The following is a 13040-nucleotide window of genomic DNA, read 5'->3' as shown; positions in this document are numbered from 1 at the left end:
AACACCTTCGTTGAGGATTTTCGAGGCGCCAATGGGGAGACGGCGGAGAGGGCACTGGGCGCGTCAGCGGCGCCCTGTCGGGGAGTTCCGAGCAGACGCGATCACGAACTGGTCATGAACCGATCAACCGAAGATGACAATCGAACAAAAGCGGTCACCGCATGATCGTCACCGGCTCGGCGGACACGGGAGGCAACACTCATCTGCGCGTGACCTCCCGCGATTCGGCCGCGTGTCAGCCGGAGTCGGCCTTCATGGCCGCCACGAGGCCGGCCGGACGCATGTCGGTCCAGACGGCTTCGACGCGCTCCAGACACTCCTGACGCGACCCTTCGGCGCCCTCGCGGTCCCAGCCGCCCGGGACGTCGAGCTGCGCCGGCCAAAGCGAGTACTGGCCCTCGCCATTCACCAGCACGACGAAGCGACCCGATTCGTCATCGAAAGGATTGGTCATGCTCCCACCCCGTTCTCGAATACCTGTTCCGGTTTCTACGCGAGCGGGACGGCCGGCACTTCGAGTGCCCCCTCGGCCGGAATGTGATCCCGCAGCCGCACTCATGCCCCACACCTTAGGGGAATCACCTCGGCCAAGGATGCCGACCATTCCATTACTCGTCAGTAGTTCATTGAGCGGAAGCCTTGGAAACAGCCACTGTCATATGCGGGCAGTCAGGAACGACATAGATCAAGCCAGCAAAAGCCTGCTTTGATCCCTTTTGCCGCCGTATTACCCAACCTATTCCGGCTACCCGTCAGATACGCCTGCCCCGGACCCCGTGCTCCCCCCTCCCGGCGCACCGCGCTCCCGTGCGCCGGGTATGCGCCCCGCCTGGCAGGCAACCTCGAGGCAAAGAAAGCGGTGCCCTCCGGCCATCACCGGACCCCGGAACACGCCCCACCGCCGCCGCGCCCCGGTCCCGCCGGGCCGCCGCCGCCTCGTCGCCGACGGCCGGAAGCCGCCTGCACGCGACTGCCGCACGCGATACGGCGGAGTCCCCACCGCCCGATCCGCCCGACGTAACCTCAGGAGCGGACAGCACCTCAGGAGGGGAACCGTGACCGAGACCAGCGACACCCGATCCGCCGCCGGTGACGCGCAGGGGGCGCCGCGCAGCCGAGTGCAACGCCTCATGCGCCATCTCCCCCTGATCGCCCCCGTACTGCTGTGGGCCGTGCCGTGCTGGATCCTCCTGCACACCGGTCAGCACTGGCCGCTCCCCGTCACCCTGACCGGCACCGCGCTCTTCGCCCTCGGCCTGATCGGCATGCCGCTCGCGATGGCGCGCGGCCACGGCCGGCGTCAGCAGGACCGGGCGGCGATCGTCGGCGACACGCTGCTGGGTGGCGTCTGGGTGCTGTTCACCTGGTCGGTTCTGCTCGGCACCCTGCTGCGGCTCGGCCTGACCGCCGCCGGCGTCGGTGACGGACAGAGCCGGGCGCGCATCGTCACCTGGGCCGTCGTCGGCGTGGCCGCCGTGCTGCTCGCCTGGGGGTACGCCGAGGCCCGACGCGTGCCGCGCGTGCGCCGGCTCGACGTCGAACTCCCGCGGCTGGGAGCCGGCCTGGACGGCACCCGGGTCGTCCTGATCACGGACACCCACTACGGTCCGCTCGACCGCGCCCGCTGGTCGGAGCGGGTCTGCGAGACGGTGAACACCCTGGAGGCCGACCTGGTGTGCCACACCGGTGACATCGCGGACGGCACGGCCGAACGCCGGCGCGCCCAGGCAGCTCCACTGAGCACCGTGCGGGCGACCCGGGCCCGGGTCTACGTCACCGGCAACCACGAGTACTACAGCGAGGCCCAGGGCTGGGTCGACCTGATGGACGAGCTGGGCTGGGAGCCGCTGCGCAACCGCCACCTGCTGCTCGAGCGCGGCGGTGACACCCTGGTGGTCGCCGGCGTCGACGACGTCACCGCCGAGTCCTCCGGCGTGGCGGGCCACGGCGCCCACCTCCCCGGAGCCCTCGACGGCGCCGATCCCGGCCTCCCCGTGCTCCTCCTCGCCCACCAGCCCGCGTTCGTCGACCGCGCGGCGGCCCACGGCGTCGACCTCCAGCTCTCCGGCCACACCCACGGCGGCCAGATCTGGCCCTTCCACCACTTGGTCCGCCTCGACCAGCCGGCCCTCGCCGGCCTGAGCCGGCACGGCTCCCGAACCCTCCTCTACACGAGCCGCGGCACCGGCTTCTGGGGCCCGCCCTTCCGCGTCTTCGCCCCCAGCGAGATCACCCTGCTGGTGCTCCGCTCCCCCGGGCGGTCCGCCGCGCCCTCGTCCTGACCCGCCCTCCGACGCCACGGAGCCGGACGCCTCCCCTCTGCCCGAGTCCCGGCGCGCCGCCTCTCAGCCCTCATGCCGGTCGGCACCCGCGAACGGGTCGGCCTCGCGCGCAGTCGAACGTGATCGCGCGCAGCTTCACAGCCACGGTTTCTCCTTGCTCCGAGGGCTTCTCCTGCGGGCCGGCCGCTCACCGGCCGACGACCCGACCCTCCGCTCTCCCACGACGGGAGAGTCAACCGGACCCGCCGCATCTGCCGGGAGTCGGTCGCAGTTTGCGCTCCACCCATTGACGGCACGGGCCACATCCGGATCCTTGGGAGCGCTCCCACTTCTCCGCCCGTCCCCCTCCCCCACACCCGAGGAGACGACCTTGGCACCCCACGCCCCCCACCCCCGCAGACTCCTGCGACTGCTGGCCGCCGGCCTGCTCGCCCTCCCGGCGGCCGTGGCGCTCCCGCTGGGAACCGCGCAGGCCGACGCCCCGACGGCCACCGTGTACCAGGCCGAGAACGGCACGCTCGACGGCGTGTCCGTCGGCACCTCCGTCTCCGGATACCAGGGCGCCGGCTATGTCGAAGGCTTCGACGACCCCGGCGACAGCCTGACGATCACCGTCCCGGACAGCCCCGGCGGCCTGTACAGCCTGTCCGTCCACTACGCCGGCCCGTACGGCGACAAGAAGGCGAACGTACTGGTCAACGGCGACGGCGTCGGCGAGGTCTCGCTCCCCGCCACCACCACCTGGTCGGACGCCGCCGTCGGCAAAGTGCTGCTGAAGGCCGGCGGCAACACCGTGACCATCAGCAACGACTGGGGCTGGTACCTGATCGACTCGATCTCGCTCACCCCGGCACCGGCCCGGCCCCCGCACAAGGTGACCGGCGAGCTGACGGACCCGCGGGCCACGCCGGAGGCCAAGTCGCTGATGAAGTACCTGACGGCGCACTACGGCAAGGACATCCTCAGCGGCCAGCAGGACGCCGCGCACGAGCAGTGGCTGGAGGGCAAGGTCGGCAAGGCCCCGGCGGTCGAGGGCCTGGACATGATGGACTACTCCCCCAGCCGGGTGGAACGCGGAACCGTGGGAACGGACACCGACAACGCCATCGCGTGGGACAGGCGTGGCGGCATCACCGCCTTCGTCTGGCACTGGAACGCCCCCGCGGGCCTGATCGACCAGCCCGGCAAGGAGTGGTGGCGCGGCTTCTACACCGACGCCACCACCTTCGACGTCCAGGCGGCGCTGGCCGACCCGGCGTCCGCCGACCACAAGCTGCTGCTGCGCGACATCGACGCCATCGCCGTCCAGCTGAGGCGCCTGCAGGACGCCGGGATCCCGGTGCTGTGGCGACCGCTGCACGAGGCCGAGGGCGGCTGGTTCTGGTGGGGCGCCAAGGGCCCGGGCCCGGCCAAGGCCCTGTACCGGCTGGTGCACGACCGGCTCACCGAGGTGGACGGCATCCACAACCTGATCTGGCAGTGGAACTCGGTCGACCCCGCCTGGTACCCGGGTGACGACGTGGTCGACATGGTCACCGCCGACTCCTACCCGCCGGCCGGCGACCACGGGCCGGTCGCGCTGACGTACGACAAGGAACTGGCCCTGACCGGCGACACCAAGCCGGCCGCCCTCTCCGAGGTCGGCACCGTGCCCGACCCGGACCTGCTGCGCGCCTACCGCGCCGACTGGTCCTACTTCGTGACCTGGGCCGGCTACGAGCAGGACGCGGCCGCCAACTCGCTCGACTTCCTCAAGCGGGTCTACGCCGATCCGTACGTCATCACCCTCGACGAACTCGGCGACTTCAAGCACGGCACCGGCGGCGGAGCCGGCGCCTGCACCGCGGCCTACCGCGTCACCAACGACTGGGGCAGCGGCTTCACCGCCGACGTCACCGTCAAGGCGGGATCCAGCGCTCTCACCGGCTGGAAGGTGACGTGGAGGTTCGCGGGCGACCAGAAGGTCACCAACTCCTGGAACGCGACGGCCAGGCAGTCGGGAGCCGCGGTGACCGCGACGAACGCGGGCCACAACGGGAGCCTCCCGGCCGCGGGCACGACGTCCTTCGGGTTCCAGGGCAGCTACCGCGGACCCAACCAGGCCCCGACCCTCGCCTGCACCGCCGGCTGAGCACCGTTCTCCCGCGCTGCCCGGTCCCCGTCCGGCCGTACGTCTGTACGCCCCTCCCGGTACCGGTGTACGGTCACGGGCCAACGGGTTGGGAGCGCTCCCACACGCCGTTGCCGCGCCACCCCCGCGGGGACGCACCCCCCGGGGACGCCCCCCACTCATGGTCTTCCGCTTCGGGACGAGGAGGAACACTTTGAAACGCCTCTGGGCCTTACTGACGGCCTGCGCCCTGTTCCTGGGCCTCACCGCGTTCACCGCGCTCACCGCCACCACGGCATCGGCCGCGACCGGGTGCCGGGTCTCTTACACCGTCACCAACCAATGGCAGGACGGCTTCCAGGCCGGGGTGAAGGTCACCAACCTCGGCTCACCGGTGTCCAACTGGACCCTGAAGTACACCTGGCCCACCACGAGCCAGAAAGTCACCCAGGGCTGGAACGCGACCTGGTCGCAGTCCGGCACGGCGGTCAGTGCCGCCGCCGTCAACTGGAACAGCACCCTGGCCACCGGCGCGAGCGCCGACCTCGGCCTCACCGGCACCTTCAGCGGGTCCAACCCCGCCCCCACCGCCTTCACCCTGAACGGTGTCACCTGCACCGGCACGGTCGGCGGCGAGGACCCGCCGCCCACCGACCCGCCGCCGGCGACCGGCACCCCCGTCGGCGTCAACGGCCAACTGCACGTGTGCGGAACCAACCTGTGCAACCAGTACAACCGCCCCATCCAGCTGCGCGGCATGAGCACGCACGGCCTGCAGTGGTTCAGCTCCTGCTACAACACCGCCTCGCTCGACGCCCTCGCCAAGGACTGGAAGGCGGACCTGCTGCGAACCGCGATGTACGTGCAGGAGGGCGGCTACGAGACCGACCCGGCCGGGTACACCGCCAAGGTGAACAGCCTGGTCGACGCGGCGGACGCGCGCGGCATGTACGCGCTGATCGACTTCCACACCCTCACCCCGGGCGACCCGACCTACAACCTCGCCCGCGCCAAGACGTTCTTCGCCTCCGTCGCGGCCCGCAACGCCGCCAAGAAGAACGTGATCTACGAGATCACCAACGAGCCCAACGGCGTGAGCTGGGCGACCATCAAGAGCTACGCCGAGCAGGTCATCCCGGTGATCCGGGCGGCCGACCCGGACGCGGTGGTCGTGGTCGGCACGCGCGGCTGGTCCTCGCTGGGGGTGTCGGACGGCTCGAACGAGAGCGAGATCGTCGCCAATCCGGTCAACGCCACCAACATCATGTACACGTTCCACTTCTACGCGGCGAGCCACACGGACACGTACCGCGCGGCTGTCAGCCGGGCGGCGACCAAACTGCCGCTGTTCGTCACGGAGTTCGGCACCGTGACGTACACCGGCGGCGGTGCCGTGGACCAGGCGAGCAGCAAGGCCTGGCTGGACCTGCTCGACAGCCTGAAGATCAGCTACGCCAACTGGACGTACTCCGACGCCAATGAGGGCAGCGCCGCCTTCAAGCCGGGGACGTGCGGCGGCACCGACTACAGCAGCAGCGCCGTGCTGACCGAGTCGGGGGCGCTGATGAAGAGCCGGATCAGCACACCGGACTCGTTCCCGACCAGCTGAGCACGGGGACGCGGGCAGGAGCCCGGGCCGTCGGCGGACGGCCCGGGCCCCGAGCTGCGAGCGATGGGTCGCCGACGGCCGGGCGGTCCACCCCTTCGACCGCCGGGGGTGGTGCGCGTCCTCGGCGCACGCCTCTTTCAGAGCGAGTCGAGCTGGGCGTCGAGGTCCGGACGCCGCTCGACGGTCGGGTGGTCGATCACCGTGCCTCGGGCGATCACCATGACGGGGTCGACGAAGGCGCGGAAGCCGTCCAGCGGGTTGCCGTCCAGCACGACGAGGTCGGCGGACCTGCCCACCTCGACGGAACCGGTCTCGGCGTCGAGACCGAGGATCGCCGCGTTCGTGCCGGTGGCGGCGGCGAGGGCCTCGGCGGGGGTGAGGCCGCCGTAGCGCACCAGCATGTCGAGTTCGCGCCAGACGTTGTAGTGGGTGGCGTAGGTGACGGCCGAGTCGGTCCCCATGCCGAGGGTGACGCCGCCCTCCCGCGCGTCCCGGATGCCTTGCAGCATCCCTTCCAGCACGAGCTCCGCGTTGGCCCTGACGATGTCGTCGGCCTTGGTCGCGCTCTGCGGGAGCCTGGCCAGCGGCAGACATGCCTGGATGGTGGGGATGAGGGCGGAGGAGCCGGTCAGGGAGCGGGGGTTGTGGTGGAACAGCTCGACGACCTCCGGGGTGAGTCGGGCGCCGTGCTCGATGGTGTCGACCCCCGCCCGCAGGGACGCGAGGATGCCGGCCGTGCTCTGCGCGTGGGCGGCGACCCGGATGCCCGCGGTGTGCGCCTCCTCGCAGATCGCGGTCATCTCCTCCTCGGTCATCTCCGGGCGTCCCGCGTACCCGATCGCGCGGGCGTCGGTGACCCCGGCGGTCGCCGCGATCTTGATGGCCTTCACGCCACGCCGCAGGTTGATGCGGGTATTGCGCCGCGCGTCCCAGGGGGAGTCGCTGACCAGCGCGACCTGCGGGGCACCGTGACCGCCGGTCACGGCGAGCAGGGGGCCGGAGGCGAGGATGCGGGGCCCGTGGTACTTGCCGCGATCGATCTCCCCGGCGACCCTCACCACCTCGTAGGCGACATCACCGACACTGCGCAGGGTCGTCACTCCGGAGTGCAGCTGGGTGAGCGCGTTGTCCTTCGCACGCTTCCTGAAGATCAGTTGGCCCAGCGCGCTCCGGCCGGCGGCGGCGACCAGATTGCTCGTCCGCTCGTTGACCAGCAGCGGTGGGAGCGGCAGTCCGTCGGCGAAGAGATGGGCGTGCGCGTTGATCAGTCCCGGTGTGACGTAGTGCCCCGTGACGTCCAGCTGCCGGTAGCCCGGCGGGACGTGCGTGTCGGCGGCGGCGCCCACGGCCTCGATCCGCCCGTCGGGCCCCACGACCACGGTGCGTCCGGGGAGCAAGGTCCCTTGCGTGTCGCCGGTGACGACGGTGGCGCCGGTGAGGGCGAAGGGCTGGGGCACTGTGACGCTCCTCGGTGGGTCGTGTGGCCTTAGGATCACCCCAAAAGCGTTGAATCGCACACTTTTGGTGTTGGTGAGAGGAGCGGTCGCACGCCCATGCCTCTGTCCCGGCACCTGCCGCCGCCGAAACTGTTCGGTACCTCGGTCGCCGCTGTGTCTGCCGCCGTCGTGCCGGTCGGCGTCGCGTGGTGGCTGGCGGGGAGCGGGGCCGCCCAGTCGGTCTATCTCGGCATGGTCTTCATGACGGTCGCTGTCCGCCGCCTGTCCGTGGCCGAGCAGTGCTGGGTCGGCCTGGCGGCCGGCGCCGCCGCGGCGGCGGGCACCCTCGTCTCCGTCAGCCTGCCGGGGCTGCTGGCCGCGGTGGTCGTGGCCTGCGCCGCCCAGTGGGCGTTCAACCGGCGCAGCGTCGGAGTGGCCGCGCTGCTCCCCTCCAACCTCGTGCTCTACTCGGTCACCGCCCCCGGTGAGTGGTGGCACGTGGCCCTGGCCACCTGGCTCGGGGCGGCCGTCGTCATCGCCTTGGCGGCCGTCGTGCGCCTGCGCGTACCGCCGGAGCCCGCGCCGGACGAGGACGCCGTGGCGCACGCCGCCGCCCTGGCGTGCGGGTGTGTGCTGCTCGTCCTGGCCACCCACGCCTTCGGCCTGCCCCGCGGGACGTGGGCGGTCCTCACGCTGTGCCTGGTCTTCGTGCCCGCCGCCGGGCAGACCCGCACGCTCGTCCTCTGGCGCGGGCTGGGCACCGCGGCCGGCGCGGCGGTCGCCGTCGCCGTGGCGGCCGCCGCTCCCGTCCCGGTCTGTCTCGTCCTGGCAGCGGTGGCCGCTGTGCTCACCGTCGCCTACGCCCTCATGCCGGACGACCTTCTGTACGCCGCCTTCCTCACCGCCACGGTCCTGCTGCTCTTCTCCTCCGGCAGGGCACCGGTGACGACCGAGCTCGCCCTCCAGCGACTGGAGATGACCGCGCTGGGCGGTGCGCTCGCGATCTTCCTCACGCTGGCCGTCGGCGTGTGGGCGGGGCGCCGACGGCGGGGGCGGGGCGGACCGCCCACGCCGTGACCGCGTGGGCGGAGGTGTGCCGCCCGCGTCACCTCATCGCCGGAACCCGGCGTGCCTCCGGTGGGCGGGTCCCGGAGACTTACGGGTGTGACGTCGGTCGTCCGCGGAGCCGCGGCGTGGAGAGGGGTGGTCGCCTTGGGCCCGGGATCTGGGCGGCCTCACGGGCCGGCGAGGAGTCGAGTGTCCGACGGCCCCGCGCGATGAGCGGGGAGCGGGTGATCCACGACAGCGGTGACGCCGCCCCGCCCGGCACGGTCGACGCGGCCGTGTCGACCGGGCACCTGCCCGGCACCGGCGACGTCGAGGCCGCGCTCGCCGCCGCGTGGGAGCGGTACCGGGAGGACGACTCCGGCGAGGTCGCCGACTACATCCCGGCCCTGGCCACCGAGGACCCCGCGCTCTTCGGCCTCGCCACCGCCGACGTCCACGGGACGGTGTACCGGAGCGGCGACGCCGAGCACCGGTTCTCCATCCAGTCGGTGTCCAAGGCGTTCGTCTTCGCCCTGGTGGACCAGGCGCTCGGCCACGACACGGTGCGCCGCAGCGTGGGGGTGAACAACACGGGCCTGCCCTTCGACTCGATCCTGGCCGTCGAGCTGAACCGGGGCAGTCCGATGAACCCGATGGTCAACGCCGGCGCCCTGGCCACCACCGCCCAGGTGCCGGGCCGGGACGCCGAGGCGCAGTGGGACTTCGTCCGCCACGGCCTGTCCCGCTTCGCCGGACGCGAACTGGAACTGGACCAGCGGGTCTACGCCTCGGAGGCCGCGGCCAACCAGCGCAACGAGTCCATCGCCCGGCTGCTGGGCAGCTACGGGCGGCTGAAGGGCGATCCCGCCCAGGTCACGGACGTCTACACCAGGCAGTGCTCGCTCGCCGTCTCCGCCTGCGACCTCGCCGTCATGGGAGCCACCCTGGCCGCCGGGGGCGTCAACCCGCTGACCGGGCAGCGGGTGGTGGACGCGGCCGTCTGCCGGGACACCCTGGCCGCGCTGGCGTCCTCCGGCATGTACGAACGCAGCGGCGACTGGCTGTACGAGGTCGGGGTGCCCGGCAAGAGCGGCGTGTCGGGCGCGGTCCTCACCGTGGCCCCGGGCAAGGCCGGCCTGGCCGTCTTCTCCCCGCGCCTCGACCCGACCGGGAACAGCGTCCGGGGGCAGCGGGCCACCCACTACCTCTCCGGAGCGCTGGGCCTCAACCTCTTCGCCTCCGCCCCGCACGCCGACAAGGAGGGCTGACCATGGCCTCGGCGCACGTCACCGATTCCGCCGGGGAGGAGTCCAGAGCCTCGTGGACCCCCCTGCTGGCCATCTTCTTCGCCCAGGTCCTGATGTCGATCAACGTCACGGCCCTGCCGATCTCGCTGAGCGGCATGATCGAGTCCTTCGACGCCACCCCGACCGAGGTGAGCACCGGCATCGTGACCTACGGGTTGGTGGTCGCGGCGCTGGTGATGACGGGGGCCAAGCTGGGCCAGAAGTTCGGCTGGGTGGTGGTGTTCCGCGTCGTGATCGTCGTCTTCGCCGCGGCGATGGTGCTGATGTTCCTCGCCCCGGCCGTATGGGTGATGATCACCGCACAGGCACTGGCGGGAGCCTCGGCCGCCATCATCGTCCCGGCCCTGGTCGCCCTGATCGCGGAGAACTACCGCGGTGAGCAGCAGGCCACGGCGGTGGGCTCGCTCGGCTCCGCCCGGGCCGGCTCCGGTGTCACCGCCTTCCTCCTCGGCGGCATCCTGGGCACCTATGCCGGCTGGCGTCCGGTATGGATGATCCTCACCGCCCTGGCCGTCGTCGTCTTCGCGCTCAGCTTCAAGCTCCGCTCCGACACCGCGGACCGGTCCGTCGTGATCGACGTCGTCGGAGCGCTGCTGATCGGCGTGTCGGTCGTGTCCCTGACCCTGGGCTTCAACAACCTCAACGACTGGGGCGCGTTCCTGGCCTCCGACGACGCGCCGTTCTCCGTTCTGAGCGTCTCGCCGGCCCTGCTGCTCCTGCTGGTCGGAGTCGTCCTGGGCCAGCTGTTCTTCGTCTGGACCCGCCACCGGGTCCGGCTGGGCCGGACCCCGCTGATCAGCCTCGACGTCGTCGGCTCGAAGAGCGAACGCTCCGCCGTGTACGCCCTGTTCGTCGTGGTCGCGCTGGAGGCCGCGCTGAACTTCACCGTCCCCCTCTACATCCAGGTCGTGCAGGGGAACACCCCGCTGGCCACGTCGGTGGCGATGATCCCGTTCAACCTGACGGTCTTCGTCGCCGCGATGGTGGTGGTCCGCTTCTACAAGCGCTTCTCTCCGCGGACCATCGCCCTCACCTCCTTCCTCCTCACCACGGCGGCCCTCGTCTGGCTGGCGTTCGTCGTGACCAACAACTGGGAGACCGTCGCCACGATCGTGGGCCTGATCGTCTTCGGGGCGGGGCAGGGCGCGTTGGTGACCCTGCTGTTCAACGTGCTCGTCACCAGTTCGCCCAAGCACCTGGCCGGCGACGTCGGCTCCCTGCGCGGCACGACGCAGAACCTCGCCTCCGCGGTGGGGACGGCCCTGGCCGGGGCGATGCTGGTCGGCGTCCTGGGCCTGGTCTTCGCGGCCAACATGGCCTCCTCGTCCCTGCCCGAGTCCCTGCGCAGGGACTCGGGCCTGGACAACGTCAACTTCGTCAGCAACGACGACCTGCGCGCGGCCCTCCGGTCGACCAGCGCGACCCCCGAGCAGATCGACGACGCCGTCCGCATCAACTCCGACGCCCGCCTGCGCGCCCTGAAGATCGGCCTCCTCGCCTTCGCCGCGGTCAGCGCGCTGGCCATCGTCCCGGTCCGCAACCTTCCCGCGTTCGACCCCCGGGAGATCCCCGACCCGAAGCCGCGGGAGACGGTCTGAACGACGGCCCGGCCTCGCCGGACACACTCACGACGGCCGCGGCCACCCCGGGCTCACCCCAGGAAGCTCAGCCGCACCGTCCGCTCCGGGTTGTCCTTGTTGGTGTCCACCAGGCACACCGACTGCCAGGTCCCCAGTTCCAGTCGGCCGGCCACCACCGGCAGCGTGGCGTGCGGGGGGACGAGGGCCGGGAGGACGTGGTCGCGGCCGTGGCCGGGGGTGCCGTGACGGTGCTGCCAGCGGTCGTCGGCGGGGAGCAGGGTGTGCAGGGTGGCCAGCAGGTCGTCGTCGCTGCCGGCGCCGGTCTCGATGACCGCGATTCCGGCGGTGGCGTGCGGCACGAAGACGTTCAGCAGGCCGTCGCGGCCGGGCGCGACCTCACGCAGGAACGACTCGCAGTCGCCGGTGATGTCGGCCACCCGCTCGGAGGAGCCGGTGGCGAGGTTCAGGACTCGGGTGGTGAAGGCATCGGGCATGCCCTCATCCTCACCCACTCGGGGCGCCCGAACCGGGAAGAGGGCGGGCGGCGGCGCGGTTGGTGGGTGCGTGAGCACTGCACGCGAAGTACGCGAGGTCGAGGTCGTCGTCATCGGGGCCGGTCAGGCGGGTCTGGCCGGCGCCTACCACCTGCGGCGCGCCGGGTTCGAGCCCGGCCGGGACTTCGTCGTCCTCGACCACTCCCCCGGTCCGGGCGGCGCCTGGCAGTTCCGCTGGCCGTCCCTGACGTACGGCAAGGTGCACGGGATGCACGCGCTGCCGGGCATGGAGCTGACCGGCACGGATCCGGCGCGGCCGTCCGCGGAGGTGGTCGCCGGGTACTTCGCGGCGTACGAGCGGGCCTTCGACCTGCGGGTGCGCCGGCCCGTGGACGTGCGCGCGGTGCGCGAGGGGGACGGCGGGCGGCTGCTGCTGGAGACGTCGGCCGGCATCTGGTCGGCGCGCGCGGTGATCAACGCCACCGGCACCTGGGACCGGCCCTTCTGGCCGCGCTACCCGGGGCAGGAGACGTTCGAGGGGTGGCAGTTGCACACCGCGCGGTATCCGGGGCCCGAGGCGTTCGCCGGGCGGCGGGTCGTCGTGGTGGGCGGGGGCGCCTCGGGGACGCAGCATCTGCTGGAGATCGCCCCGTACGCGGCGGAGACCACCTGGGTGACCAGGCGGCCACCCGTCTTCCGGGAGGGGCCCTTCGACGAGGACGCGGGGCGGGCCGCGGTGGCGCTGGTGGAGGAGCGGGTGCGGCAGGGGCTGCCGCCGCGCAGCGTGGTGTCGGTGACCGGGCTGCCGCTGAACGACGCGATCCGGGCGGGGCTGGCCTCCGGGGTCCTGGACCGGCTGCCGGTGTTCGACCGGATCGAGCCGGACGGCGTGGCGTGGCGGGACGGCCGGCGGGTGGCCGCCGACACCATCCTCTGGGCGACCGGCTTCCGGCCCGCCGTCGACCATCTGCGGCCGCTGCGGCTGCGGGAGCCCGGCGGCGGGATCCGGCTCGACGGCACGCGGGCGGTGGCCGATCCGCGCGTCCATCTCGTCGGCTACGGCCCCTCGGCCAGCACCATCGGGGCCAACCGGGCGGGCCGTGCGGCCGTGCGGGACATCCGGCGGCTGCTGGCGGGCGGGGAGCCCGTCGCCGCCTGAGGCCCGCCCGCGCGGC

Annotated in this window: 10 protein-coding genes; 7 read left to right on the top strand and 3 right to left on the bottom strand. The window is 72.2% G+C overall.

Annotation, left to right across the window (positions count from 1 at the left end; translation table 11 throughout):
• Positions 1-235: 235 nt before the first annotated feature.
• Positions 236-454, bottom strand: a complete 219-nt coding sequence (locus ACGFZL_RS09985) for an MbtH family protein (RefSeq protein WP_393690384.1) — start codon at positions 452-454, stop codon at positions 236-238.
• A 601-nt stretch (positions 455-1055) separates the two neighbouring features.
• On the opposite strand from ACGFZL_RS09985, the gene ACGFZL_RS09980 reads away from it, so the two are divergent.
• The 3 genes from ACGFZL_RS09980 to ACGFZL_RS09970 all read left to right on the top strand — a co-directional run bounded on the left by ACGFZL_RS09980 (position 1056) and on the right by ACGFZL_RS09970 (position 6001).
• Positions 1056-2282 (top strand): metallophosphoesterase, encoded by a 1227-nt coding sequence (locus ACGFZL_RS09980; protein WP_393690383.1) that lies wholly within the window; start codon positions 1056-1058, stop codon positions 2280-2282.
• A 370-nt stretch (positions 2283-2652) separates the two neighbouring features.
• The gene (locus tag ACGFZL_RS09975; protein WP_393690382.1) at positions 2653-4413 is read left to right on the top strand and encodes a glycosyl hydrolase; all 1761 of its coding nucleotides are present in this window, start codon (positions 2653-2655) and stop codon (positions 4411-4413) included.
• A 193-nt stretch (positions 4414-4606) separates the two neighbouring features.
• Positions 4607-6001, top strand: a complete 1395-nt coding sequence (locus ACGFZL_RS09970) for a cellulase family glycosylhydrolase (protein WP_393690381.1) — start codon at positions 4607-4609, stop codon at positions 5999-6001.
• Positions 6002-6138: 137 nt separating this feature from the next.
• Here the strand turns inward: ACGFZL_RS09970 and ACGFZL_RS09965 are convergent, their stop codons facing one another.
• Complete coding sequence (locus ACGFZL_RS09965; protein WP_393690380.1) at positions 6139-7458, bottom strand: amidohydrolase family protein; 1320 nt, start codon at positions 7456-7458, stop codon at positions 6139-6141.
• Between the two features lie 96 nt (positions 7459-7554).
• Between ACGFZL_RS09965 and ACGFZL_RS09960 the strand changes: the two genes are divergently transcribed.
• The 3 genes from ACGFZL_RS09960 to ACGFZL_RS09950 all read left to right on the top strand — a co-directional run bounded on the left by ACGFZL_RS09960 (position 7555) and on the right by ACGFZL_RS09950 (position 11389).
• A complete protein-coding gene (locus tag ACGFZL_RS09960) occupies positions 7555-8514 on the top strand; it encodes an FUSC family protein (RefSeq protein ID WP_393690379.1) in 960 nt (319 codons plus the stop codon).
• Positions 8515-8714: 200 nt separating this feature from the next.
• Positions 8715-9752 (top strand): glutaminase A, encoded by a 1038-nt coding sequence (glsA, locus tag ACGFZL_RS09955; protein ID WP_393690378.1) that lies wholly within the window; start codon positions 8715-8717, stop codon positions 9750-9752.
• Between the two features lie 2 nt (positions 9753-9754).
• Positions 9755-11389 carry an MFS transporter gene (locus ACGFZL_RS09950; protein WP_393690377.1) on the top strand — a complete coding sequence of 545 codons (1635 nt, stop codon included), beginning with the start codon at positions 9755-9757 and terminating at the stop codon, positions 11387-11389.
• Positions 11390-11442: 53 nt separating this feature from the next.
• Here the strand turns inward: ACGFZL_RS09950 and ACGFZL_RS09945 are convergent, their stop codons facing one another.
• Positions 11443-11865 (bottom strand): secondary thiamine-phosphate synthase enzyme YjbQ, encoded by a 423-nt coding sequence (locus ACGFZL_RS09945; RefSeq protein WP_393690376.1) that lies wholly within the window; start codon positions 11863-11865, stop codon positions 11443-11445.
• 70 nt (positions 11866-11935) lie between these two features.
• Between ACGFZL_RS09945 and ACGFZL_RS09940 the strand changes: the two genes are divergently transcribed.
• A complete protein-coding gene (locus tag ACGFZL_RS09940; RefSeq protein WP_393690375.1) occupies positions 11936-13024 on the top strand; it encodes an NAD(P)-binding domain-containing protein in 1089 nt (362 codons plus the stop codon).
• Positions 13025-13040 lie beyond the last annotated feature (16 nt).

This window comes from Streptomyces sp. NPDC048182 (assembly GCF_043202555.1).
GTDB lineage: Bacteria > Actinomycetota > Actinomycetes > Streptomycetales > Streptomycetaceae > Streptomyces.
Note: the sequence above shows the minus strand (reverse complement) of the source record. Positions and strands in the feature narration are given on the sequence as shown.

What these genes read in the sequence shown, in the direction of transcription:
- ACGFZL_RS09985 (WP_393690384.1), bottom strand. Translation starts at nt 454, where the DNA reads ATGACCAATCCTTTCGATGACGAATCGGGTCGCTTCGTCGTGCTGGTG.
- ACGFZL_RS09960 (WP_393690379.1), top strand. Translation starts at nt 7,555, where the DNA reads ATGCCTCTGTCCCGGCACCTGCCGCCGCCGAAACTGTTCGGTACCTCG.
- glsA (WP_393690378.1), top strand. Translation starts at nt 8,715, where the DNA reads ATGAGCGGGGAGCGGGTGATCCACGACAGCGGTGACGCCGCCCCGCCC.
- ACGFZL_RS09950 (WP_393690377.1), top strand. Translation starts at nt 9,755, where the DNA reads ATGGCCTCGGCGCACGTCACCGATTCCGCCGGGGAGGAGTCCAGAGCC.
- ACGFZL_RS09945 (WP_393690376.1), bottom strand. Translation starts at nt 11,865, where the DNA reads ATGCCCGATGCCTTCACCACCCGAGTCCTGAACCTCGCCACCGGCTCC.